The sequence below is a fragment of the Rhizobium sp. CG5 genome (assembly GCF_023701945.1).
Classification (GTDB): Bacteria; Pseudomonadota; Alphaproteobacteria; order Rhizobiales; family Rhizobiaceae; genus Allorhizobium.
The window spans coordinates 663,067-687,837 of the sequence record NZ_JABAEF010000001.1 but is presented as its reverse complement, the minus strand read 5'-3'; the positions used below and the strand labels follow the sequence as shown (position 1 = coordinate 687,837).

The window sequence follows — 24,771 nt, the reverse complement described above, 5'->3', positions numbered from 1 at the left end:
CCCCCGTGCCATACTCATCCCCGTCCCCCTTCGGATACACCGGGTGTGCGTGCCCGGCGAGGTGGGATCGGCGCTGGAGGGTTCGGGCTATCGCAGGTCCGGCCCGCCGGGGTCCGCGGAACATGGTCTCCCCCTGGCGAGGCGGGCGGCAATCGGGATGTCGGACCGATCCCGATCGCTGCAGACCGCAATCGCGCGCCGGGTGCGCCTGTGCGGCGTGGGAGAGTGATGGGGAAAACGGTTTCGCCGGGGTCTTGCCCGTCCGAAGTCGACAAGGGCTCCAGCTGAAGGGTTGCCGCCGCGAAAGCGGCGCCGGCCCGGATCCGCAACCGGTGCCCCCATCGCTGCAGAGAGACCGAAGTCGCGGCGCATAAACCGCCGAACGGGTGCCGGAAGGTGTCACCCTAAACTCCATTTCCAGAGGCAGCTTCCGGCACCTCGTCCGAACCTTGTTTCAAAACCACGGGCCGAAGCGGTCGCGGGATCACAAAACCGTGCCCGCCGTTTGCCCGCCCCGAAACGCCAGAAATGAAAGGCCGCCCGATGACCAAAATTGTCGGCAGCGAAGACCCGGTAGAAATCTCCAGGCAGATCCTGATCCTCACCCTCGAAATGCTGGTTGTGCCGCGCCTCTGTTGCCTCCGGCGCGCCTGCGCGCGGGCTGGGCGCTGCCTTGAGCGCGACGTTGCCGGCGGCAGCGTGCCGCGCTGCTGGCGGCTTCTGCTGCCCGAAGAGCAGGCCCTGGTCCTCCAGCTCTTTGAGGAGACCGCCAGGGCCGAACTGCGCATCACCGGCGAGCTGCCCCGCCCGGTGCCGCGGGATGACGCGCACCGCGAATTGATGGCGGCCGCCGAGGAGATCATGCTGCGCTATTTCGCCCTGCAGCCGGAAAACCGCCGGAGGCTGCGGCCGCACCTCGCGGCGCTCGGTTGCGCTCGCCCTTCGCCGGCGCCGCCGATCCCGCAAAGACACGCCGAAAACCCCTAAAAGCTTAAGGGATTCAAGGCGGGTGTTAAGCCTAGGGTTGAACTGCCCCCTGTTTTGGCTCTTGCCGCAGGGCGGTTTTTGCTGTAGGAATACCGCCGTTCGGGTTTTTCGATCCCGGAGACTGAACCGATTGTGCGCACCGCGTGACGCGGTACTGGGGGCCTTCTCCCGATGGTAGACGTTCATTCCCGTTATCTCGACCTCTCGACTGGCTTTTCCCCTGGAAAGGCTCAACCGTCCCTCTTCCGGGCTCCGGGTGCGGGAAACCATTGTAGATTATAGGGAAAAGGACTTCTCCCATGGCCACCAAAGGCGTCGTAAAATTCTTCAACCAGGACAAGGGCTTTGGCTTCATCACGCCGGACGGCGGCGCCAAGGATGTCTTCGTGCACATCTCGGCTCTCCAGGCTGCCGGCCTGCAGACCCTGAAGGACGGCCAGCAGGTCACCTTCGACACCGAGCCGGATCGCATGGGCAAGGGCCCCAAGGCCGTCAACATCCGCGCCGACTAATCCCGGCCGGCCCGTTTTGCGGGCTTTTGCCGCCGGCTCTGCGCTTCGTAAGCGATGATCGGCGGCCAGGATGACAGAACAGAGCGGCGTCTCCCCGGAGGCGCCGTTTTTTGTGGCGCATCGCTGCTTCGGACAGGCCCGATCGGCAGGCTTGCCGCGACGGTCATCAACCGGCCGCCAGACGATCCCCTGCCAGGGCGTCGCCCGCCAAAACCTTCGGCCCGCCGGCAATATCGACCGCCGCAAAGGCATCGGCAATCACCTGCGGCCCGGCGTCGGGGCCGGTCGCCTGCGACGACAGGATCTGCCGATAGCGCCGCGCCCCGGCAAAGCCCTGGAACAGCCCGACCATGTGCCGCGTCACATGCACCAGCCGCCCGCCGGACGCGATATGCCGCTCGGCATAGGCCATCATCGCATCGCGGATCGCCGCCCAGTCGGGCGCCGTGCCCGCCGCGTCATAGATTTTTTCATCCACCCCGGTCAGAAGCGTGGCATTATGATAGGCGGCCCGGCCGAGCATCACCCCGTCCATGATGTCGAGGTGTTTTACAGCCGCTTCGAGCGTGTCGATGCCGCCATTGATGCCGAGAAACAGGGTGGGGTTCTGCTGTTTCATGGCGTGCACCAGGGCATAGTCGAGCGGCGGGATATCGCGGTTCTCCTTCGGCGACAGGCCCTGCAGCCAGGCTTTTCGCGCATGGATCCACACCGCATCGGCGCCGGCCTCTGCCATGCGGGCGATGAAATCCGGCAGCACGGTCTCGGGCTCCTGGTCGTCGACGCCGATCCGGCACTTGACCGTCACCGGCACGCTGGAGACCGCCTTCATCGCCGCGACGCAGTCCGCCACCGTCTCCGGCTCGCGCATCAGACAGGCCCCGAACGTGCCGGCCTGCACCCGGTCCGACGGGCAGCCGACATTGAGGTTGATCTCGTCATAGCCATAGTCGGAGGCAATCCGCACCGCCTCGGCAAGCCTGGCCGGCTCCGATCCACCCAGCTGCAACGCGACAGGATGCTCCGCCGCATTGAAGCCCAGCAACCGCTCGCGATTGCCCCGAATGATCGCCTCGGCAACGATCATCTCCGTATAAAGCAGCGCATGGCCCGTCAGCTGCCGGTGAAAATACCGGCAATGCCTGTCGGTCCAGTCGATCATCGGCGCAACGGCGAAGACGGGAGCCTTGAAATATTTGGCATATTGTTCTTTTACAGACACTTACGGCACTTTCTTCATCGTCTCATTTACGCTCGTTCTGCGCTGTTTCCGCCGATTTCCAACAGTGGCTTTGGTCCACTGATCGCCCCCAATATCCGTGGACCAAATGGGCAAGCGGTCATGGGCAGCATGAGCGCGCGCAAGCCCAGGGATGGCAGCGTCGCCTACCGGGTGCGGGTGCAGGTCATGCAGGATGGCGTGACTTATCATGAGACCGACCGGTTTGACAGACGTCCGGCGGCTGCAGCCTGGATGAAAAAAAACGCGTGCGGCACGCGCCAAACCAGGGGCAGTCGCCAATTCCAAAACGATGATCCGACGACATTGGCCACGGTCATCGACCCCCACACCGAGGAGAGGCCAAAGGCGGCAGTTTGGGCGATGATGTCGGCATTTGCTTTAACGATTGCAACGCTGATGCAGCCCGACATTAAAACGCCATCGGCGAAGCTACAGAAACATGCCGATATCAATCTTCCTAAAATACGATCTGATAATGCAATTTATGCTTGAATATCGTGCGCTTTGTGATCTTATATACAACCATAGTTCAGCATTCCTTTGCGTCATTGATGCAGGAAATCGCCGCAGTCGTCTGAGTTCGTTGAAGCGTGTCAGGACTGTGCCGACCGGAATTCGTGGTCCCTGTTAACGTCGTCGCCCGATTTCGCACCGCTCTTAGTCTGTGTCATGCGCCGTGCATAGTAATGCGCAGTCCATAAGTCGGTTGCCGCCTGTCCGGCGGCCCGATTGTCAGGAGGCTAGAGTGTCAGGAGGCTAGAATGAATCGCTTCTGCCGGCATGTCTTTTATCTTTTCATGGCTGCCGCGACCGTGTCGTCCGGTGCGGCAAACGGCCAGACCACTCCTGCGCCGGCTCGCCAGGTCGATCCCGGTCAGCGGTCGGCCGATCGTTCAGATCCCATCGCCTTCGCGGCCTATGGCAAGCTCTTCGATAGCCGCGGCGAGGCGATCGCGGTGACGCCGGAATTCATGCGCAAGACGCTCGAGCTCTATATCGAGCAGTTCTCCGCGTCGGCCGATCGCAGGGTGCAGGCCGAACTGGACGATCATCGTCGCAAGGTCGTCGAGGCATTTGCCGATGACGACATGGTCCAGAAATTTCTCCTTCTGGAATTCCTGACGAATACCGTGGACGGCCCCAAGCAGGCCCAGCTTGAGGTCCGCAACCATGTTCTGCGCCGTCAGTGGTACGAGGGCCTGCTCGGCATCGAGCGCTACCGCAAGGAAGTTGATGCCCGCACCAGCCTGCCCTTCAAAATCCGCGACATCGCCGAGGGTCTTGGCATGTTGTCCAAGGCCACGACGGCGTCCGGGAAGGAATATATCGCCGAATGTCGCAAGGCCGAGGTGCCGATCCCGCCGGACTGGGGCACGTCGGGGTGGAAGCATGTCGGTGACCTGACCACCAACTTTCTCGGCTTCGGCAACCCGGCCCAGGTCTGGCGCTGGGACAGTTCCTCGCCCGAGGGATTGTGCGTCGCGCTGCCGCGCGTCGACGGATCGAACATCAGCGCGCTCGGCATCATCTGTCTCGGCAGGACGAGCAGCAATGCCTGCTTCTTCGACGCTGCCAACGTGCCGGTCGGCGACAAGATGCCGATCACCGATTTCCTCGGCGGCGCCGATCTGTTCAACGGTGTCTGCACCGATTGCCATGCCGGCGAGAACCCCTATGTCGTCCACCCGGGCAGCCCGCTCGACATGCGGCCGGACAATCACGCGGTCAATTTCTACACGCCGCTGATCAAGCCGTCCTGGCCGCAGAATCCGGGTCCGTTCTCGCTGCTCGGCATGGTGCCGATCAACGAACTGCCGCCGGTCAGCGATGGTTCCTGCCTTTCCTGCCATATGCAGGGCGATGCGGGACGCTTCCCGGACATTCTCGCCCTCAATGCCTGGGCAGGCGGGGAATCGAACTATTGCAGCACGATCGTGAAGAAGGCGATCGGCGACACGATGCCAGGCCCCGGCAGTTCCTACGACAAACATGTCCAGGCGATGTTCGCTTTCTGCGGTCAAAAGACCCCGCCGGGGGGTGAGGTGCCGGTGCCGGAGGCCAAGGATGACCCCCAGAACGTGTCTCCGCCGCTGGTGCTCGGGCCGCTCTATGCCTGTGTCGATATGGTCGAGGTGGCCGGCGGCATCTACGGCGCCAAGCTCACCGTCTCGGTCAATGGCAATCCCCAGCCGGCCGTCGTGGTGACGACGCCGAGCAAGACGATCGTCAATGTCTCTCCGCTTGTGGCCGGCGACCAGGTAACGGCGGTGCAGGACAAGGACGGCGTCGTCTCGGCTCCTTCCTTCCCGCCGCAGACCGTCATCGACCACACCGTCGCCTACCCTTCGGGCCTGCCGGCGCCGGTCATCGACCCGACCAAGATCTATGAGTGCGGCAACACCATCGCGGTCCGTCATGTGCGCGGTGCGCAGGTCACGGTTTTCACCAATGGCGGCTCCCCGGCGACCTATTCGACGGGCGGCGACTGGAGCAATCTGCCGCCGGCCATCCGTCCGTTCATCCTCAACGACAAATACACGGCGCAGCAGGCGATGTGCTCCGACAAGAGTGCGGAATCAAGCTCCGAGACAGCGGTCTCTCCACCGTCGCCTATGCCGGTGCCGGCGATGAAGACACCGATCGCCGGACAACCCCTGGTGCATGTGTCGAACCTCGCCGAAGGGGCACTGACCACCGTCGCCGAAAGTTCGGCAGGGAACCTCAACACCTTCTCGACAGCGGTCACCTGGAACCCGGAAGTGGATGTCGCCACCGCCCTTGGTCGCACCATCGTCCCCGGCGACCAGTTCGTCATCACGTCAGAACTCTGCGATGCGACGAAGATCGATATTCCACGGGCCGGTAGTTGCGAGAAACTCGACGCGCCGGCGATCGCAACGCCTCTGGTCGGCCAAAACTTCGTGACGGTGACGTCGGCCGTGCCGGGCGCACGCATCCTCGTCTACGACGCCGCGTTCACCGAGATCGGCGACGGCTCGGGCATGTTCGTCGGTTTGACGCGAGCGATCAAGCTTGGGGATGTGCTGACGGTCATGCAGCAACTCGACAAGTGCAAAAGCGCCAAAGCATACCAAACCGGAGTCGTCTGCGCGTCGAAGGAGAGCTGTGGCTGATCGTGGGGGCCATGAGGGCCGACGATCGAAGGGCTGGTGCGGCACGGAAAGGCAGGGTCTAAGAAACTTGGGGCTATTCAGCAGAGCGTTGTTCGACTTCTGGAGGAAGACTGATCGATCAGGGCAATCGTCGCCTTGAAAGGCGCGTTCCGTAGTGGAGGCCTGCTGGTCCAATGGCCAGTACTTCGGGGCGGTTAAGCTGGGCGGGAACTTGAGGCAACAGGTTGCCGATTCTAGTCAATCGAGTTTCCACGCCGAGTGTCGACAATCAGATCCGCCGGGATCTCGTCCGGTCTAAGGACGCCCAAGAGAGCCATGTTGCGACGTAGTTCGTCCTTCAAGATTTCCGCGGCTCTGGCAACCCCTGCCTCTCCGCCGACGGCCGCGGCATAGAGGAATGGGCGCCCGACAAAGACAAATTTCGCGCCAAGCGCCAATGCCTTGATGATATCCGTTCCCCGTCGAACGCCACCGTCGAGCATCACGACTGCCTGTCCGGCAACGCGATCAACGATGGCGGGCAGCGCTCTGAGCGGCGAAATGGTTCCGTCCAACTGGCGCCCACCATGATTGGAAACAATGATCCCGTCCGCTCCGTAACGCACGGCAATTTCCGCGTCGTCCTCGTGCATCACGCCCTTGATCACCAAGCTTCCTGTCCAACGCTCCCTGATCCGCGCCAAATGGCTCCAATCGAGGTGATCCCGCTTTCCGAAATCCCGGGTCACGGTCGAGGAAATTATGGGCGCGCCGCGGGTGGCATAGGAATTCTCGAAATGCGGAATGCCGTGTTGCAGCAGCGTTCTGGCAAAGGTTCCGACGCTCCATGTCGGGTGCGATATGCCCTGCCATAGGAGAGACAGACTGGGCCGGAGCGGCGTCGAGAACCCTGCCCTGACATTGTTCTCGCGATTGGCAAGTGTCGCGGTATCAACCGTCAGCAACAGCGTTTTGAACCCTGCCGCAGCGACGCGGTCAACCAGAGCGTCGATACGATCGTTTTCACCGGGCAGATACGCTTGAAACCAGCTCCGCGGCGCAATGTCGGCGACCTCCTCAAGGCGGATCAGAGAGGAGCCGGACATGATCATCGGAATTCGGGCCTCGTCGGCTGCCTTCGCCAGCACCAGATCGCCGCGGTAGGCCATCAGGGCGCTTATTCCCATCGGCGCGATCCCGAAGGGCGCGGCATAGGTTTCGCCAAACAGCACCGTCTCGGTGCTGCGTTGTGACACATTGGTCAAAACCCGCGGCTTGAAACCATAGCCTTGGAAGGCCTCCCGGTTGCCCCGTAGAGAGGCATTGGTCTCGGTGGCGCCGGCGATATAGCCGAACAGCGGCTTTGGCAGGTGGCGTCGCGCCTGCGCTTCGAAATCATCCAGGGACAGGACGCCACGAAGTCTGCGGCTCGGTCTCGCGCCATTGCCTTTGCCCGCCGTCACCATCAATCCCTCCCGGAGTTCGAGGGGACGCGGTAGCCGGCGTCCCCCTATGATTAGTCTTCGCTGGCCTCAAAAGCCTCTTTGCGTCCCTTGCGGATCGACGGCAGGATCAGGGTTATCAGCATCAGGGCGGTAATGGCCAGCAGGACCGCGCTGATCGGATGCGTGACGAAGACCGACCAGTCCCCCTGCGACAGAAGCATGGCCCGGCGCAGGTTGGTTTCCAACAGCGGTCCCAGGACAAAGCCGAGCAGAAGCGGTCCCGGTTCGCACTTCGCCTTGCGCAGGATGTATCCGAGGATACCGAAGATGATGACGAGCGCCACGTCGAAACCGCGATTGCTGACGCTGTAGACACCGACGCAGCAGAACAGCAGGATCGCCGGATACATCAACCGGTAGGGAATGCTCAGCAGCTTGACCCACAAGCCGATCAGCGGCAGGTTGATGATCAGCAGCATCGCATTGCCGAGCCACATCGAGGCGACCAGTCCCCAGAACAGTTCGGGCTGGTTCTGGATGACAGATGGGCCGGGCGTAATGCCATGGATGGTCATCGCGCCCAGCATCATCGCCATGATCGAGTTCGACGGGATGCCCAGCGTCAGAAGCGGAATGAACGATGATTGTGCGCCGGCGTTGTTGGCGGCTTCCGGGCCGGCGACGCCTGCAATCGCACCATGTCCGAACTTCTCGGGCGTCTTGGAGACCTTCTTTTCCACCGAATAGGCGCTGAACGCGCTCAGCGTCGCCCCGCCGCCCGGAAGGACGCCAAGGATGGTTCCAACGGCCGTTCCGCGCAGGATGGCCCCCCAACTCTGCCGGAATTCGTCGCGTGTCGGCCAAAGACGTCCGATCTTGCTCTGCAGCACGCCGCGTGTTTCGGTCGATTCCAGGTTGGTGGCAATCTCCGCCACGCCAAACAGTCCGACCGCGATCACGACGAATTCGATACCGTCGTAGAGATCGGTCGACCCGAAAGTCAGGCGGGCCGAACCGCTGTTCACATCAATGCCCACCATGCCGAGAACAAGGCCGAGGCAGACCATGCCGATTGCCTTGATCACCGATCCATGGGCGAGAATGGTCGCAGCCAACAGGCCGAAGATACACAGAGATACATATTCCGCCGGTCCAAAGGACAGCGCGAAGGACGAAAGGGTCGGACCTGCGATCGCCAGGGCAATGGTCGCGACCGTGCCTGCGAAGAATGACCCGAGGGCTGCGATGGCCAGTGCAGCGCCGGCTCGCCCTTGCCGCGCCATTTGATAGCCGTCGATCGCCGTGACGACCGCAGACGCTTCACCCGGCAGATTGACGAGAATGGCCGTCGTCGAGCCGCCATACTGGGCACCATAGAAGATGCCCGCCAACATGATCAGCGCACCGAGCGGCGGCAGGAAGAAGGTCACGGGAAGGAGAATTGCGACCGTTGCCGTCGGACCGATGCCGGGCAACACACCGATCAGCGTTCCCAGCAGTGCGCCGATGAAACAGAAGAGAAGATTTGTCGGCGTCAGCGCTTCCGAAAAGCCGAGCACAAGTACATCAAGAAAAGCCATGATTTTGTCCGATCAAAACGGAAAGCAGTCAGAACGGCGAGATAGGCATCTGAACGCCGAGGCCATAGACAAAGAGCAGCGCACCGAGGGACGCCAGCACCGCAGTCGAGATCAAAACTTCGCGCCATCTCGATTCGGAATCGGCAAGACTGCCGATGACCAGCAACCAGACCGACGCGACGATGAAGCCAAAGCTCTCGGCGGTAAAAGCAAAGCCCGAAATTGCAATCACGAGGATCACCAGCGGGCGCACATTGACCGTCTCGAAATTTTCGCGCGGTTTGGACAGGCCCTTGAACAATACGAAACTACCGATCGCCATCATGATGACGCAGAGGGAATTGGGCAAAAAGCCCGCTCCCATCATGGCAGGGGAGCCGAAGGTCAGGTCACGCCCGGCCCAAAGGCCGAGCGCTCCCAACGCGATCAACAAGCCGCCCGCCAGAATATCCGGCAAGTCCCGCTGTTTTTCGCCGCCCGATATCATTGCTGCACCCAAGGCGTTTCGTTCCAGATCTTCTGGAAGCGGTCGAGGCGCGCCGGCATTGCCTTGTCCCAGTCAGGGCCGCTCAGATAGGCAAGCGGAAGCGCCAGCTTCTTGGCCTGCTCCTGGAATGCAGGATTGTCGAGTGTCGCCTTGATCGCCGCCGACATCTTGTCGGAGATCTCCGCCGGCACTTCAAGCGGCGCTGCGATACCGCGTTCTGACGTCATTTCGACATTGAAGCCGGATTCGATTGCCGTCGGGACATCGGGAAGCTGCGGCGAACGCTCGGAGCCGAAGCTGACGATCATCCGCAGGCCGGAGGTGTCGTTGCCGGCAAACTCGCTGATGTTCAGACCGCCGCCCGTGACTTGCGACCCCAGAATAGCCGTGCGGGTTTCGCCTGCGCCGTTGAACGGGATGTGGGTGATCTTGGTGCCGGTTTCCGCGCCGAGAATGATCATCGCCAGGTGATCGTCGGTGCCGACGCCCGATGAGCCGAAAGACACCGCACCCGGATTGGCCTTGGCCGCGGCGACAAAGTCGGCGATCGTCTTGATTTCCGAGCCTTGCGGCACAACGATTGCCGCCGGGTCATCAACGATGCGAGCGATCGGCTTGATGGTTTTCGGATCGTAGCCGAGCTTGCGCTGCACCTGCATCGACAGGAAACCCGGCGTGTTGATGTAGGAGAAGGTGTAGCCATCGGGCTTGGCCTTGGCCAGTGCCGTGTAGGCAATCTCGCCGGACGCGCCGGGACGGTTTTCGATCACGATATCGGCGCCCAGTTCCTTTTCGAGAAAGGGCTCCATGGCCCGCGCCATCACATCGGTGCTGCCGCCAGGTGCGAATGCAACAATCATCTGGATCGGGCGATCATTCGGCCATTCCGCGTGCGCAGAGCCAAATGCCGCCAGGATCGTACCAGCCGACAGCGCGGCAATTTTCAGAGTTCGCATGCGTAGGTTCCTCCCTGGAACGATGTGCGGGCCCGGCCCCCGCCAAAAACTAAACCGGGTCTCCTCCCATGGCCGCACTGAGCTTTCGCGCAGCCATCTGAAGTATCTGAAGATTCTTTGCGATTGCCTCATCGGTGAAGCGCGGCGTCGGGCCGGTCAAAGCCATAGAGCCGAACAGCTTGCGCCCATCCCGAAAGACCGGGACAGCAATGCTTGCCACCTGAGGATCGCGCTCACCCTGGGTCGCGTAGAACCCGCGCTGGCGTATCTCGTCATAGATCGCGCCGGTCACACCTGAGAAGGCCAGGATGACGCGGCCGGGGGCGCCGCGATCCAGCGGCAAGGTGTCGCCGATACGCGCGGTGTGGCGGATGGACTGGCTCGAATCGTGCCTGTGAAGGCAGACCCGGGTGTCTCCTTCTTTCACATAGATAGCGGCGCTCTCGCCGCTGGCATCGCTGATTTCGGCCAAAAGGGGTTCGACGACGGCAGACGTCTTGAATGTCGATTGGTAGAGCGCGCCGAGCCGGACGAGCTTGGGCCCCAGGCGCCAGCTGCCGTCATCGTTGCGAATGAGCATGGATGATTTGGCCAGCGACCGGGCGATGCGAAGCGCGGTCGACTTGTCGAGCACGGTCCGGCGCGCAAGCTCTCCCAGCGTCAGCGAGTAATCAAGCTCACTGAAGGCTTCGAGCAGCGAAACAGCCCGTTCGACCGCGACAACACCTGATGAATTTCCTGGCACTTGGTAACCTCCCGTGAAAAGAACTGTTGTACTAGGTACAACGTCTTTTCATTTAGTACAATACCCGATAATAGGCATTCGTCAACCGTGGCGGACCTGCTCCGCAGCGAACGCGTGAACCGGGAGGTTTTAATGAGTGATATCAGCGAATTGTCGAAGGCGACTCAGCGCAATAGGCAGCACGGCGCATCATCGTCAGTGCTGGTGACGGGTGCCGAATTGGCAGCCGAAGCGGGCGAATTGCTGGAGCGATTCTCGATCAAGGTCATTTACGCCGACGGATACAGCGGCTCGGAAAAACTTGCTCAGCTCGCCGCCGATCATCAAGTCGATGCCATCCTCGTGCGCCAGGGCCAGATCACCGAGAGGGTCATTTCTGCGTCGCCCCGGCTGCGCGTCATCGCCAAGCATGGAAGCGGCGTCGACAACATCGATCTGGGCGCGGCGACAGCCCATTGCATACCGGTCTTGCGGGCGCTTGGCGCCAATGCCCAGTCGGTTGCCGAACTCGCCTTGACGCTTGCGCTGACGGCGATGAAAGACATCGACCTGCTGAATACCGCGGTCAAGGGCGGCAATTGGCCGAAAACCAAATATGTCGGTCGAGACATTGCAGGCGCCCGTCTCGGCATTGTCGGCTTTGGCGAAATCGGACGGCGCACCGCCAAGCTGGCCCAGGGCATCGGCATGGAAACGCTGGCCTATGACCCTTTCGCTTCGGACGGCGACGGAACGCGTGTAACCGGCGATCTCAACGAGGTCCTGTCCAGCAGCGACATCGTCAGCCTGCATTGCCCGCTGACCCCTGAAACGCATCACCTGATCAACGCCGAACGTCTCCGCCAGATGAAACCCACGGCCTTCCTGGTCAACACGTCGCGTGGCGCAGTGGTCGATGAGGCAGCACTTTTCGAAGCATTGCAGAGCGAAACAATCGCAGGTGCTGCCCTCGACAGTTTCGAGGAAGAGCCGCCGCGGGCCGATCACCCCTTGTGGAGCCTGCCGAACCTGATCGCCACCCCGCATGTCGGCGGCGCGAGCCGATCAGCTCTCAGAAACATGGCGGTTCAAAGCGCCCAGCACATTGTCGATGTGCTGACGGGCCAGACATTCGATCGCCGCGCGCTGGCCAACACGGACCTGGCCTGACGGCCGATACGCACACAATACCCATCAACGGAGGAAAATAACCATGCTCGGTTTCAAAGTCTGCAAGCGCCAGGAAACGGTCGCGAAAGAATGGATTACAAAATTCGCGGACCTTCCGGTCGCCAATCTGAGCGACGTCATGTCGCGCATGACGGCAGGTGGCGCGCCCTTGCGGCCGTTTTACACCGGCGGGCGGATGGTCGGCCCCGCAATCACCGTCAAGGCCCGGCCTGGCGACAACCTGATGGTCCACAAGGCACTCGACATTGCAGAACCGGGCGACATCGTGGTGGTCGATGCTGGCGGCGACCTGACCAATGCGATTATCGGCGAATTGATGGTCGCGCACGCGGAGCAACGCGGGCTCGGCGGCATCGTGATCTTTGGTGCCATCCGCGACAGCGCCGAGATTCTGGCCGGTTCGTTTCCGGTCTTTGCGGCCGGCGTGACCCATCGCGGCCCCTACAAGGACGGACCGGGCGAGGTCAACGTGCCGATCGCCATCAACGGCATGGTGATCAACCCCGGCGACCTCGTCTGCGGCGATCCCGACGGCCTGCTGTCCGTGCCGGCCGAATTCGTCGAGGAGGTCTTCGTCGCGGCCTCGAAGAAACACGCGGCTGAGACCAAACAGATGGAGAACATCAAGCTGGGTCAGAATGACCGAGCCTGGGTTGACGCCACCCTTGCCCGACTGGGTTGTACAATTGAAGCTTGAAGAGCGTGCATGCGCGGCCATGGGCGGTTGCCGCTATGCGCGACCTGCACGCCAGGGCCGCCGCCGGTCTGCGCCAACCGAACAAGGTCGCCGAACCGGCGCTTCGGCAGATAGCCTTGGCGGCGGATCATCGCCGGGCAGATAGTCGAGCACCCTTCCCTCGCGATGGGCAAACCGCACAGTCTGCCCGCCAAAGGCGATCGCCTCTGTCGCGGTCTCGGCGACGACGGCAAGGCTGCGCAGAGTCGTCCGGTTGATCTGCGCGTGGGCCGCCGCGGCAATGGCGTCGATCCTCGCCACGACATCGGCCGTCGACGATCCGTAACCACAGCCCAACGCGCGCTCCATCAAGAAAGTGTCAACCACCCTCTTCAAAAGCCACTCAGAAAGTGTCAATATAAATTGACACTCATGAGGAGGGCGGTCCATGGCATTGCCGTTTCCATTCGCGGCCATTGTCGGCCAGGAGGATATGAAGAAGGCGCTGCTGATGGCGGCGGTGGAGCCGTTGCTGGGTGGCGTGCTGATCTTTGGCGACCGCGGCACCGGCAAATCGACCGCCGTGCGGGCGCTCGCCGAACTCCTGCCGAAAATCGAGACGCGCCAGGGCTGTCGCTATAATTGCCTGCCGGCAGAGCCGCAGGAGGCCTGCCTGCGCTGCCAGACGCAGGGTGCTGAAAGGCCTGCGGCCATCAAGATCCGCACGCCGATGGTGGACCTGCCGCTGGGTGCCACGGAAGACCGGGTCTGCGGCGCGCTGGACATCGAAAAGGCGCTGGTTGCCGGGGAGAAGGCCTTCGAGCCCGGCCTGCTGGCGGCCGCCCATCGCGGCTTTCTCTATATCGACGAGATCAATCTGCTGGAGGACCATCTCGTCGATCTCCTGCTCGATGCCGCCGCGTCGGGCGTCAATGTGGTGGAGCGCGAGGGCCTGAGCATCCGCCATGCCGCCCGCTTCGTGCTGGTTGGCAGCGGCAATCCGGAAGAAGGGGATCTGAGACCCCAATTGCTGGATCGCTTCGGCCTGTCGGTCGAGGTGCGCACCATCAACGAGTTGCAGATGCGCATCGATGTGATCCGCCGCCGCGACGCCTATGAAAGCGATCCGGCCGGCTTTGCCGCCGCCTGGGCCAGAGGCGAGGCGGCGTTGCGCAACCAGGTGGTTTCGGCGCGCAAGATCCTGCGGCAGGTGGAGATCCCCGACCTGATCCTGTCGCGCATGTCGCAACTGTGCATGCGGCTCGGCATCGACGGCATGCGCGGCGAACTCACCCTGATGCGCGCCGGCCGCGCCGCCGCAGCCCTTGAGGGCCGGCTGGCCGTTAGCTGGGCCGATATCGAGACGATCGCGCCGATGGTGCTGTGCCATCGGCTGCGCCGCGATCCGCTGGACGATGCCGGCAGCACGCCGCGCATCGAGCGGGCCCTGGCGGCGTTCGAAACGGGATATGGCCATGCATAATGTGGGCGCTGACGACGGCCTGCTTGAGGCCATGCTTCGCCATGGCGAGGCGCGCTGGCGCGATGCCCTGGTTGCCGCGCAGGTGCTGGCGATCGGCGGGCCCGATATCGGCGGGTTGTGGCTGACGGCGCGCGCCGGCGGCATCCGCGACCGGTTCCTCGAGCATCTGCGCGCCATCCTGCCCGCCCCTGCCCCCTTTCTGCGCCTGGCGCCCGGCGCCACTGCCGGCTCGCTCTGCGGCCGGCTGGACATCGCCCGGACCACGAGCAGCGGCCGCATCGTCTGGGAGCCGGGCATTCTCGCCGCTGTCCACGGCGGCAGTCTGGTGATCCCAATGGCCGAGCGGCTGGAGCCCGGCGCCGCCGCGATCATCGCCGAGGCGATGGACACGCACACTTGCCGCGGCCGACCGCGCCCAGATACAGGCATAGCTACAGGTGGGCGTGGCGACGGCGCGGTGCCGGCCGCGTTTTCGGTGATTGCGCTGGATGAGGCCGCCGAGCCGGAGGAAACGCTGCCGTCCGCCCTGTCGGATCGCCTTGGCCTGCATGTTACTCTCGACGGCATCGCCTGGCAGACCGTATCCGAAGCGCCGCCGGCGCTGCCGCTGCCGGCCAATGCCTGGCGGACGGTGAGCATCGATGACCGGCTGATGGAACAACTCTTTGCGATCGCCGCGTCTGGCGGCCATGCCTCGCTGCGTGCCGTCCTGCATCTCGTCAAGGTGAGCCGCATCCTGGCCGCAATGGCCGGCCGGGCCGTGGTGCTTCCGGAAGACGGCCTGACGGCCCTGAGGCTGTGCCTGGGCATCCGCCTGGTCAGCGGCCAACCGCAAGACCAGCAGCAACCAACCCCGCCGTCGCCTGAAACCGACGGCGCCGAGGCCAGTGGCGCCGATACCCGCGACCCGTCGTCGGATCCCCAGAAAGATGGCGAAACGGGGTCCCCATCGCTGGACAGTCTCAGCGAATTGCTGGCCGCCGTCGAACGCGGATCGATCGACGGGCTGTCGCTGGCCGTCAGCGAACGGGCCGCCCGGTCGGGCTGCCGGGCCGGCAAGGCGGGCACTGTGGCCAAGAATGCACGGCGCGGCCGAGCCTATGCGACAAGCGCCAGAGCCCCCTTTCCGGATGGACGGCCAGATATTGTCGCCACCCTGCGCGCCGCAGCCCCCTGGCAGGTGATCCGGGCGCGCCTGCAAGGTCACGCAGTCGGTGGCGCCACGGATGGCAACGGTGAGCGGCCGGCCCGGCTGCTCATGCGCAAGGATGACTTCCGCTACCAGCGCCTTCGCCACCAAAAACCCTCGACCGCCATATTCGTCGTCGATGCCTCCGGCTCCACGGCGCTGGAGCGGCTCGGCGAAACCAAGGGCGCCATCGAGCAGCTGCTCGCCCGCTGCTATGTGCGGCGCGACGAGGTGTCGCTGATTGCCTTCCGCGGCAAGGGGGCGGAGCTGCTGATGCCGCCGACCCGCTCGCTGGTTGCCGCCAAGCGCAAGCTTTCCGCGCTGCCGGGCGGCGGACCGACGCCGCTGGCATCGGGACTGGAAAAGGGGCTGGAACTGGCGCTTGCCGTGCGTCGCCGCGGCAATACGCCTGTCGTCGTCGTCATGACCGATGGCAGCGGCAATATCGCGCTCGACGGCACAGCCGACCGGGCGCTGGCCTCCCGCCAGGCCGAACATATTGCCAGGCTTTACCGCGCCAATGGCCTGACGACCATCTGCATCGATATCGCAAGACGCCCGCGCGAAGCGGTGACGGCGCTGGCCGGGCTGTTGGGTGCCGACTTGCATGTGCTGCGGCAGGCGGATTCGACGCGCCTGTCCGGCCTTGTCAACGCCTCCATGGAGAAGGTGTCGTGATGGGGATCGGGGAGACATGGCTGGACTGGGAGAGGGACGGCCGGGACTGGCCGCATCGCTCCGCCAGCCGTTTCGTCGAGACCGGCGGGTTGCGCTGGCATGTGCAGGCGATGGGGCCGGCGCATGCCCCTGCCCTGCTTTTCCTGCACGGCACCGGCGCGTCGAGCCATTCCTGGCGCCATGTGCTGCCGCAGCTTTCGACCCGCTACCGGCTGGTTGCGGTCGACCTGCCCTGCCACGGTTTCACCCGGCCGCGCGGCCGCGCCGACCTGTCGCTTGCGGGCATGACCCGATCCGTCACCGATCTGCTCGCGGTTCTTTCGCTGAAGCCGGTTGCCATCATAGGCCACTCGGCCGGTGCCGCCATCGCGCTCTCGGTCGCGGCGCCGATGGACAGGGATAAAGCCCCCACGGTGATCGCCATCAATGGCGCTTTCCTGCCGATCCGGGGCGACCGGCTGTTTTCGCCCATGGCCAAGCTGCTGTTTGCTAACCCGTTTTCGGCCTCGATGTTCTCGCTGCTCACCAGAACAACGCCGCTGGGCGGCAATCTCCTGACGTCCACCGGCTCGCCGATCGACGAGGCGGGCGCCCTGCTCTATCGCCGATTGCTCACCTCATCCGGCCATGTGCGCGGGGCGCTGGGCATGATGGCCGCCTGGGACCTCACGCGCTTTGAAGCCTTGCTGCGCAGCCTTTCGGCGAGCGTCGTGCTGATCGCCGCCAAGGACGATCCGATGGTGCCGGTCCGGCATTCCGAACATGTCGCCCGGCTGATCAAGGGCGCGCGGCTGGCACTCGCAGACCGGGGCGGCCATTTGCTGCACGAATGCGATGCGGGTTTCGTCTGCCGGATCATCGCGGATGCCGTATCCATCCCCGGCCAAGAGGGAGCGGATGCCGCATGAATATCGCGGGACGTATTTTCAGGCCAGACTCTGCAACGCCCGATCCGTCACGGCCGCATGCGGTGGTGATCGGCGCCGGTGTCGGCGGACTTTCCGCGGGCGCCCTGCTGGCCGCCCAGGGCTACCGCGTGACGATCTTCGATCCGCTCGACGCGCCGGGCGGGCGGGCCTATGCCCACCGCCAGGACGGTTTCGTCTTCGATGCCGGCCCGACCATCATCACCGCGCCGTGGCTGTTCGAGGAGCTCTGGCGCGACTGCGGCGGCCGGCTGCAGGACGACGTCGAGCTGCGGCCGTGTACTCCGTTCTACAAGATCCGCTTCGACGATGGCTCCTGGTTCAACTATTCCGGCGACCGGGCTGACATGGAAGCGGAAGTGGCCCGTTTCGAGCCTGCCGATGTCGCCGGCTATCGCGGTTTCATGGAGGAAAGCCGGCGCATCTACGAGGTCGCCTTCGAGCAACTGGCCGACCAGCCGTTCCACAGTCTGGCCTTCACCGCGCGCACGCTGGCAGGCCTGGTGCGGCTCGGCGGCTATCGTTCGGTCTACCAGGTGGTGGCGCGCCATTTCCGCAATGAAAAGCTGCGCACGATCTTCTCCTTCCATCCGCTGTTGATCGGCGGCAATCCGTTCTCCGCCACCTCCTTCTATTGCCTGATCGCCCATCTGGAGAGCCGATACGGCGTGCATTACGCGATGGGCGGCACCAATGCGCTGGTGAAGGGCATCGCGAGCCTGGTGACGCGCAATGGCGGGGTGATCCGGCTTGGCGAAAGCGTCGAGACGATCCTGACGGAGGAGCGCCAGGCGACCGGTGTGCGGCTGACCTCGGGCGAAGTGGTGGCGGCCGATATCGTCGTCTCCAACGGCGATCCCGCAACCACCTATGGCAAGCTGTTGAAATGCCATCCCCGCCGGCGCTGGACCGATGCCAAGATTGCCCGCGGCGACTATTCCATGGGCCTGTTCGTCTGGTATTTTGGCACCGACAGGCGCTACGACGACGTCTATCACCACACCATGCTGTTTGGGCCGCGCTATCGCGGCCTGCTCGACGATATCTTCCGCCGCCAGCGGCTGGCTGACGATTTCAGCCTCTACCTGCACCGCCCAAGCGCGGTCGATCCGACCGTGGCGCCAGACGGCTGCGATGCTTTCTATGTGCTGAGCCCGGTGCCCAATCTGGGCGGCACCACCGACTGGCAGGACATGGCCGAGACCTATCGCCAGCGCATACAGGCGCGTCTTGAACAGACTGTTCTGCCGGGGCTTGGGCGCCATGTGGTCAGTTCGCGGATCGCGACACCGCTTGATTTCCGCGACCGCCTGCAATCCTGGCAGGGGGCCGCCTTCGCGCTGGAGCCAAAACTCCTGCAAAGCGCCTGGTTCCGGCCGCACAACCGCAGCGAGGAGCTCGACAATCTCTTCCTCTGCGGGGCCGGCACCCATCCCGGCGCCGGGCTGCCGGGCGTTCTGTCGTCGGCGCGGATCGTCAACGACCTGGTGCCCGATGTCAGCGCGATCACGGCCCGCAACGCAGCAAGGACCAGCCCATGACGAACGCAGCGATACCGGTCGCCACCCGCCTGCCCGCCGCCCGGCCGGATGAACGCAGTCTGGCGCGGCCCTTTGTCCGGCGCTCGGTAGAGCTGAACTACGGCTTTACCGGCGACGGCACGGATCTTGAGTCCTGCACCGCATCGATCCAGCGGGGCTCGAAGTCCTTCCACATCGCCTCGCTGATGCTGCCGCGCAAAACCCGCCAGGCCGCCCATGCGCTCTATGCCTTCTGCCGCCATTCCGACGACATGATCGACGATACGGGCCGCGGGCCCGATGCGCTGGAACGCCTGCGCCAGCGGCTCGACCTCATCTACCAGGGCGCCCCGGCCGACCATGCCTGTGACCGCGCCTTTGCAAGGATCGTGCATGACCATGCCGTACCCAAGGGCATTCCGATGGCGCTGCTGGATGGTTTCGCCATGGACATGGAGGATCGGCATTATCGCACGATCGGCGAGGTCAAGGATTATGCGGCCGGCGTGGCGGCCACCGTCGGCCTGATGATGTCGCTGGTGATGGGTTGTGGTGACCCCTGGACACTGGCGCGGGCCGCCGATCTGGGGCTTGCCATGCAGCTCACCAATATCGCCCGCGATGTCGGGGAGGATGCGCGCAACGGCCGGCTCTACCTGCCGCAAGACTGGCTGCACGAGGCGGGAATCGATGTCGGAGCCTTCCGGCGGAGGCCGCGCTTTTCCCCGGCGCTCGGGCTTGTGGTGAAACGCCTTCTCGACGAGGCCGACCATCACTACCGGCTGGGCCATGCCGGCATCGAACATCTGCCCGCCGATTGCCGCCACGCGATCCGCACGGCGGCCTTGACCTATCAGGAGATCGGCCACCGTATTGCCGACAACGGCTATGACAGCGTGTCGCGCCGCGCCAGCACGTCGCTTGCCCGCAAGCTGGCGCTGGTGCTGCGGGCAAGGCGCGTCGTGCGCCTACCGTCGGCGCTGGGCCCGTCGTTACAGGCCGTACCAGCGGATGTCTCGGTGGCGCATCTGGTGCAGGCTGCCGCCGAGGCCTTCGCCCAGCAGAAACTGCAGGCGCCGCAGCCTTTGCCCGGAATATCCGGCGTGGAACGCGCCGCCTCGATCATGCTCGCCCTGCAGGCGCGCAGCCGGGAAGATCGGCTGGCGCACCGGCTGGAGCGCTGGCAGAAGGCGGCCCGTCTTGCTTGAGACTTATTTCGGGCTGATCGAGGCGGCTTTCGTCTTCGGGCTGGCGATCGCCTTCTATGTCTGGCAGATGCGCGACCTCAAAAAATATGCCAGCAAGGACAAGGATGCGTCGAAGACCGCTTCCGACAGCGACAAAAGCCCTTAGCCAGTGACCCGTCGCGGCATGCGCAGCGGCAGCATCAGCCGCACCAGCGGGTTGGACAGCCGCCTGCAGTCCAGCGTCTCATGCACCATGGCAAGCGGCCTGCCGTTCAGGACGGTCTCGACCAGCGAGCGGGTGTAGAAGGGCGAATCCTCCAACCGGCGCACCATCTTCGGTTGCTCCTGCGCATCGCAGGCGATGCCGCCCCGCACGCCCCAGAACGCCTTGGGCAGAGCCCGACGCTGCGGCATGGCGATGGGCTCAAGGCCCTGCGCGCCGGCGGATCGCAGGGCGAGGCGCCGGCGTTCCCCGGACCGAAGCTTCGCGTCGTAGAAAATGACGGTATCGCCTTCTGCCCCGTCGCTGCCGCGCGCCCAGTCCCAGCCGATGAAATCCTGCTCGATCGGCCGATCGCCGAAATTCATGTCGTGATAGGCCCGCCCCTGCCAGCCGCCGCCGGGCAGCGCCGCACAGGCAATCGTGGCGCGGGCGCGCGGCATGCGCGGCGACCAGAGGTGATGCCCCTCGTGGTCGAGAGAAAACACCTCCCTGCAGTTGGTGTCGGGTGCGATCTCGATCGTGCCGGAGATCGCCTTGGGCCAGGCGCTATGGCCCGGCCAGGGAAGCGCCGTCTCGGCAAAGCGGATCACCAGGGTTTCGCCGCACAGCTCTATGGCGCTGTCGCCGATGGCAAGCCGCTGCGCATCGCGGCTGAGGCTTGCCTGGCCGCGTTCGGTCATCGCCCAGAAATTACGCTGCGGCGTATAGAGCGCGATATTGAAGGCGACGTGATCGTCCGGTCTGGCGCGGCCCGACCAGTGATAATAGGGCGAGAAGACCGAGCCGACGAAGGCGATCACTGTGAAGGCGAACTGTCCGCAGTCGCTGACCGCGTCCGCATACCACCAGTGATAGCCGCCGGGCGGGACCGGCCGTGCAAAACCCTGTCCGCCATCAGCCGCTCGGCTGCGATCTTGCCCGACAGCGCTGCCATCGGCACCCCCGGCCCCGGATGCACGCTGCCCCCCGCCAAATAGAGCCCCTGCAGCGGCCCCGGCGCCGCCGGCCGCTGGAAGGAGGCCATCCAGCCGTGGGATGCCCTGCCGTAAAGCGCCCCGCCCGTGCCCGGATAGAGCTGGTTGAACTGGTCCGGTGCTGTGATCGACAGAGCCGTCCGGTCGAGTTGCAGGGTCAATCCGTTTTTGCCTAGGCGGCGTTGCATCGAAGACAGGCATCGGTCGATCTCGCTTTCTGGATAGGCATGGCTGTCGCCATTGGCGGGCATGTTCATCAGGCAATAGAGGCGTTCCGCCTGGCCGGTATCGGCGCCGCCGCTGTTGTCGTGCCCGGCCGGTCGGTCCTGCGCGCAGACATAGACGGTCGGATCGGCCGGCGGCTGGCCGCGGCCAAAAATGGCGTCGAACTCGCCGGCATAGTCATTCGAGAAAAACACCGTGTGATGGCTGAGTGGCACGCCGGCGGGAAGCGCCGGGCCGCAGGCGACCAGGGCGGACAGCGACCTTTGGGAGGCGCCCCCGCGCGCCGGCCGCGCCTGCCCGATCAGCCCCGGCAGGGCTGCGGCGTCGCCGTTGTAGATGACAAAGTGCGCCGGCACATGGCGCTGCCGGTCCGTCGTCACGCCGCGCACCGCCTTGGCTGAGCCATCCCTGTCGATGGCTGAAACCCGTTCGCCAAAATGGAATTCGACGCCGAAATCCTGGGCGATCTGCATCAGGCGCTGCGCCAGCGCATGCATGCCGCCCTCGACGGTCCAGACGCCGGCCTGCTCGACATGGGCCACCAGCATCAGCGTCGCCGGCGAGAGATAAGGCGAGGAGCCGCAATAGGTGGCGTAGCGGGCAAACAGCTGCCGCAGCCGCGGGTCGGTGAAATAGCTTTCGAGCGCCGACCAAAGGGAGGAGAACGGCTTCAGCGCCAAAAGCGCGGATGGCCGGTGCAGACCGATGCGGGCCGAGAGCGACAGCGGATTGGGGCGCGCCGCATCGATGAAGCTGCGCTCCAGCAGCCGGTAGATCCGGGCACTGTCATCGGCGAAGCGCTGGAAGCCCAAGGCCTCCCCCGCGCCGGCGAAATCGGCGATCGCGCGCCGGCTTTCCGCGATATCGGCGAAAAGATCGAGGCGCTGGCCGTCCTGCCAGTAGTGCCGGGCGATCACATCGCAGCGCTTAAGCGTGATTTCGTCGCCAAGCGCGGTGCCGCATCGCGACAGCAGGGCGTCGAACACCCACTTCATCGTCAGCACGGTCGGGCCGCCATCAAAGGTCCGGCCGCCCGCCGTCACCTGGCGCAGCTTGCCGCCCGGGCCATCCGCCGCATCGATCACCGTGACGCGAAAGCCTGATGTGGCCAGCACGATGGCGGCCGACAGGCCGCCCATGCCGGCGCCGACGATCGCCACTGTCTCTTCCATCCCGCGGCCTCCCCGACATTGACATTCGATATTCTTGTGTCAATTTAGATTTACACATTTTTTCGTCAACATAAATTGACATAACCGTGCAAGGAGGATGGCATCATGGATTTGTCCGAGCGCATCGAGAACGGAATGCAGCTGGCCCTGCGGTACTCCACCGCCAATGGTTGCCCGCCCCTGTTGGCGCGCGGCATGCGCCACGCCGTCTTTCCAGGGGGCGCCCGGATAAGGCCGCGCCTGTGCCTGGCGGTCGCCGCCGCCTGCGGCGACCGGGACCAGCAGGCGGCGACCGCAGCCGCCACGGCGATCGAGCTTCTCCACTGCGCCTCGCTGGTGCATGACGACATGCCCTGTTTCGACAATGCCGCCACCCGCCGCGGCAAGAGTTCCGTCCATGCCGAGTTCGGCGAGGAAGTCGCGCTTCTGGTGGGCGACGGCCTGATCGTCGCGGCTTTCGAGACGGTGGCGCGCGAAACCCTGCATGCACCGCGACTGACGGCGCCGCTGATCGCCACCATCGCCAAGGCCGTCGGTTCGCCCTACGGACTTGTCGCCGGCCAGGCCTGGGAAAGCGAACCGGAAATCAATATCGACCAGTATCACCGCGCCAAGACCGCCTCGCTGTTTGCCGGCGCGGTTTCCACCGGGGCGCTGGCATCGGGCGGCAATCCGCAGGACTGGCTTGTGCTCGCCGACGCGCTCGGCTCCGCCTACCAGGTGGCCGACGATCTCTATGACGCGATTGGCAAAACCGGCAGCATGGGCAAGCCGGCCGGCCAGGACACCCGCAACGGCAAGCCCAACATCGTCCTTTCCATCGGCATCGAAGGCGCGCTCGGGCAACTGCGCCTGCTGGTCGACAAAGCCGCCGACAGCGTGCCCGATTGCGCCGGCCAGGACGCGTTCCGCGCCATGATCCGCAACGAGGCGACGCGGCTGATGCCCAAGCAGCTTGCCGCCAGCGCCGCCTAGAGCCCTGTGGCATGTCCAGCCGGACCCGACAGGAGGAGCGTGCCTCGACGAAAATTCGGCTCCCGAGCGATCGCGATGCGGGGCCGTTCATGACGTCGACCGCGCCGCCATTGGCCCTGCGGGTCCGGCTGTGGCGCAACCGCCTGCTGGCGTCGCCGGCGTTTCGGGCCATGATCGCCCGCATTCCATTGCTGCGCCGCGTCGCCAATGGCAAGGCGAATGCGCTGTTTCGCCTGACCGGCGGCTTCATCTTCTCGCAGGTGCTGCTGGCCGGCGTGCGGCTCGGGCTCTACGAGATTCTGGCGGATGGCCCGCTCTCGACAGGCCAGCTTGCAACGCACCTTGGCATGCCGCCAGAGCGGATGCGGGTGCTGCTCAGGGCCAATGCCGATCTGAGGCTGCTGATCGAGCACGCGCCGGATCTGTGGGTGCTGAATGATGCCGGCGTCATCCTGGCGACCGATCGCGGCCTATCCGGCATGATCCGCCATCACGACATGCTCTACCGCGACCTGATGGAGCCCGAACCGCTGCTGCGCGGGCTGAAGACAGACACCGAACTGCGGCGCTACTGGGCCTATGTGCGCGAACCCCGCCCGGACGGACTGGCAGCCGAGGAGGTTGCGGACTATTCCATCCTGATGCGCGACAGCCAGGCGATGATGGCAGACTGCATTCTGGCCAGCCATGATTTCGGCCGGGTGCGGGTGCTGCTCGACGTCGGCGGCGGCGAAGGCGCGTTTCTCGCGGCCGCCGCCTTCGCCCATCCCGATCTCCAGTTGCGGCTGTTCGATCTGCCTGCTGTGGCGCAGCGCGCCGCCAGCCACCTCGAAACCTTGGGGCTCGCCGGCCGCGCCCGCGTCCATGGCGGCGATTTTTCCCGCGACCGGCTCCCCGATGATGCCGATTGCGTCACGCTCATCCGGGTTCTGTGCGATCACGACGACGCCCGCGTCGCGGTGATTCTCGCCAATCTGCATCACTCGCTGCGTCCGGGCACCCGGCTGGTGGTGGCCGAGGCGATGAGCGGCCCCTCGGAAGGCGCCCGGCTGGGGGCTGCCTATTTCGGCATCTACTTCCTGGCGCTCGGCGCCGGACGCTGCCGCAGCGACCGCGACATCATGACCCTTCTGGCTGCTGCCGGCTTCTCGGCGATCCGGTGCGTCCCCTCCCCCAACCCGCTGATCGCGACGCTGGTCACGGCCCTGCGCTGACCGGCCCATACGCTTGCCTGTCGAAAAGTGTAAATATTGATTGACACTTTAATGTGTCAATTTATTATGACACTCAATGGATCGGTAGATC

The 24,771-nt window shown here is 64.5% G+C and carries 23 protein-coding genes; 14 read left to right on the top strand and 9 right to left on the bottom strand.

Annotated elements, in window-relative coordinates; genetic code table 11:
* Positions 1–543: 543 nt before the first annotated feature.
* Complete coding sequence (locus tag HGO38_RS03330) at positions 544–987, top strand: hypothetical protein (RefSeq protein ID WP_250954485.1); 444 nt, start codon at positions 544–546, stop codon at positions 985–987.
* 299 nt (positions 988–1,286) lie between these two features.
* Positions 1,287–1,499: a cold-shock protein gene (locus HGO38_RS03325; RefSeq protein ID WP_168476273.1), complete on the top strand. Its 213-nt coding sequence runs from the start codon at positions 1,287–1,289 to the stop codon at positions 1,497–1,499.
* A 166-nt stretch (positions 1,500–1,665) separates the two neighbouring features.
* On the opposite strand, the gene dusA is transcribed toward HGO38_RS03325, so the two are convergent.
* Positions 1,666–2,721, bottom strand: coding sequence for a tRNA dihydrouridine(20/20a) synthase DusA (gene dusA, locus HGO38_RS03320; protein WP_352230454.1), 1,056 nt, complete (start codon positions 2,719–2,721; stop codon positions 1,666–1,668).
* A 120-nt stretch (positions 2,722–2,841) separates the two neighbouring features.
* Between dusA and HGO38_RS03315 the strand changes: the two genes are divergently transcribed.
* Together HGO38_RS03315 and HGO38_RS03310 are read left to right on the top strand one after the other, a co-directional pair.
* The gene (locus HGO38_RS03315) at positions 2,842–3,234 is read left to right on the top strand and encodes a hypothetical protein (RefSeq protein ID WP_250954484.1); all 393 of its coding nucleotides are present in this window, start codon (positions 2,842–2,844) and stop codon (positions 3,232–3,234) included.
* Between the two features lie 269 nt (positions 3,235–3,503).
* The gene (locus tag HGO38_RS03310) at positions 3,504–5,876 is read left to right on the top strand and encodes a hypothetical protein (protein WP_250954483.1); all 2,373 of its coding nucleotides are present in this window, start codon (positions 3,504–3,506) and stop codon (positions 5,874–5,876) included.
* Between the two features lie 233 nt (positions 5,877–6,109).
* Here HGO38_RS03310 and HGO38_RS03305 read toward each other — a convergent pair whose 3' ends face one another.
* The 5 genes from HGO38_RS03305 to HGO38_RS03285 are packed head-to-tail and all read right to left on the bottom strand — an operon-like array spanning position 6,110 to position 11,068.
* Positions 6,110–7,318: an alpha-hydroxy acid oxidase gene (locus HGO38_RS03305; protein WP_250954518.1), complete on the bottom strand. Its 1,209-nt coding sequence runs from the start codon at positions 7,316–7,318 to the stop codon at positions 6,110–6,112.
* Positions 7,319–7,371: 53 nt separating this feature from the next.
* Positions 7,372–8,880 carry a tripartite tricarboxylate transporter permease gene (locus tag HGO38_RS03300; protein WP_250954482.1) on the bottom strand — a complete coding sequence of 503 codons (1,509 nt, stop codon included), beginning with the start codon at positions 8,878–8,880 and terminating at the stop codon, positions 7,372–7,374.
* Between the two features lie 28 nt (positions 8,881–8,908).
* Positions 8,909–9,367 carry a tripartite tricarboxylate transporter TctB family protein gene (locus HGO38_RS03295; protein ID WP_250954481.1) on the bottom strand — a complete coding sequence of 153 codons (459 nt, stop codon included), beginning with the start codon at positions 9,365–9,367 and terminating at the stop codon, positions 8,909–8,911.
* Complete coding sequence (locus HGO38_RS03290; RefSeq protein WP_250954480.1) at positions 9,364–10,323, bottom strand: tripartite tricarboxylate transporter substrate binding protein; 960 nt, start codon at positions 10,321–10,323, stop codon at positions 9,364–9,366. The genes HGO38_RS03295 and HGO38_RS03290 overlap by 4 nt, the downstream gene beginning before the upstream one ends.
* A 49-nt stretch (positions 10,324–10,372) precedes the next feature.
* Entirely contained in the window at positions 10,373–11,068 is a 696-nt protein-coding gene (locus tag HGO38_RS03285; protein WP_250954479.1) for an IclR family transcriptional regulator, read from the bottom strand.
* A 132-nt stretch (positions 11,069–11,200) separates the two neighbouring features.
* On the opposite strand from HGO38_RS03285, the gene HGO38_RS03280 reads away from it, so the two are divergent.
* Both HGO38_RS03280 and HGO38_RS03275 read left to right on the top strand, forming a co-directional pair.
* A complete protein-coding gene (locus HGO38_RS03280; RefSeq protein ID WP_250954478.1) occupies positions 11,201–12,217 on the top strand; it encodes a hydroxyacid dehydrogenase in 1,017 nt (338 codons plus the stop codon).
* 43 nt (positions 12,218–12,260) lie between these two features.
* A complete protein-coding gene (locus HGO38_RS03275; RefSeq protein ID WP_250954477.1) occupies positions 12,261–12,935 on the top strand; it encodes an RraA family protein in 675 nt (224 codons plus the stop codon).
* Positions 12,936–12,968: 33 nt separating this feature from the next.
* Here HGO38_RS03275 and HGO38_RS03270 read toward each other — a convergent pair whose 3' ends face one another.
* On the bottom strand, positions 12,969–13,271 hold the full coding sequence (locus tag HGO38_RS03270; protein WP_250954476.1) for a GHMP family kinase ATP-binding protein: 303 nt from the start codon (positions 13,269–13,271) through the stop codon (positions 12,969–12,971).
* A 91-nt stretch (positions 13,272–13,362) separates the two neighbouring features.
* Here HGO38_RS03270 and bchI point away from each other — a divergent pair, with 91 nt between their 5' ends.
* The 6 genes from bchI to HGO38_RS03240 are packed head-to-tail and all read left to right on the top strand — an operon-like array spanning position 13,363 to position 20,063.
* Entirely contained in the window at positions 13,363–14,397 is a 1,035-nt protein-coding gene (bchI, locus tag HGO38_RS03265; protein WP_250954475.1) for a magnesium chelatase ATPase subunit I, read from the top strand.
* On the top strand, positions 14,390–16,264 hold the full coding sequence (locus HGO38_RS03260) for a VWA domain-containing protein (RefSeq protein ID WP_250954474.1): 1,875 nt from the start codon (positions 14,390–14,392) through the stop codon (positions 16,262–16,264). Before bchI ends, HGO38_RS03260 begins: the two co-directional genes overlap by 8 nt.
* A complete protein-coding gene (bchO, locus tag HGO38_RS03255; protein WP_250954517.1) occupies positions 16,264–17,172 on the top strand; it encodes an alpha/beta fold hydrolase BchO in 909 nt (302 codons plus the stop codon). Before HGO38_RS03260 ends, bchO begins: the two co-directional genes overlap by 1 nt.
* Positions 17,169–18,731 (top strand): phytoene desaturase, encoded by a 1,563-nt coding sequence (locus HGO38_RS03250; RefSeq protein ID WP_250954473.1) that lies wholly within the window; start codon positions 17,169–17,171, stop codon positions 18,729–18,731. The genes bchO and HGO38_RS03250 overlap by 4 nt, the downstream gene beginning before the upstream one ends.
* Positions 18,728–19,918 carry a phytoene/squalene synthase family protein gene (locus HGO38_RS03245; RefSeq protein ID WP_250954472.1) on the top strand — a complete coding sequence of 397 codons (1,191 nt, stop codon included), beginning with the start codon at positions 18,728–18,730 and terminating at the stop codon, positions 19,916–19,918. The genes HGO38_RS03250 and HGO38_RS03245 overlap by 4 nt, the downstream gene beginning before the upstream one ends.
* Positions 19,911–20,063: a hypothetical protein gene (locus tag HGO38_RS03240; protein ID WP_250954471.1), complete on the top strand. Its 153-nt coding sequence runs from the start codon at positions 19,911–19,913 to the stop codon at positions 20,061–20,063. Before HGO38_RS03245 ends, HGO38_RS03240 begins: the two co-directional genes overlap by 8 nt.
* On the opposite strand, the gene HGO38_RS03235 is transcribed toward HGO38_RS03240, so the two are convergent.
* The gene (locus HGO38_RS03235; protein ID WP_250954470.1) at positions 20,060–20,920 is read right to left on the bottom strand and encodes a carotenoid 1,2-hydratase family protein; all 861 of its coding nucleotides are present in this window, start codon (positions 20,918–20,920) and stop codon (positions 20,060–20,062) included. The two genes, HGO38_RS03240 and HGO38_RS03235, sit on opposite strands and share 4 nt — an antisense overlap.
* Entirely contained in the window at positions 20,917–22,491 is a 1,575-nt protein-coding gene (crtD, locus tag HGO38_RS03230; protein WP_250954469.1) for a 1-hydroxycarotenoid 3,4-desaturase CrtD, read from the bottom strand. Before crtD ends, HGO38_RS03235 begins: the two co-directional genes overlap by 4 nt.
* A 105-nt stretch (positions 22,492–22,596) precedes the next feature.
* On the opposite strand from crtD, the gene HGO38_RS03225 reads away from it, so the two are divergent.
* On the top strand, positions 22,597–23,466 hold the full coding sequence (locus HGO38_RS03225; protein WP_250954468.1) for a polyprenyl synthetase family protein: 870 nt from the start codon (positions 22,597–22,599) through the stop codon (positions 23,464–23,466).
* A gap of 89 nt (positions 23,467–23,555) precedes the next feature.
* A complete protein-coding gene (locus HGO38_RS03220; RefSeq protein ID WP_250954467.1) occupies positions 23,556–24,680 on the top strand; it encodes a methyltransferase in 1,125 nt (374 codons plus the stop codon).
* Positions 24,681–24,771: the final 91 nt, after the last annotated feature.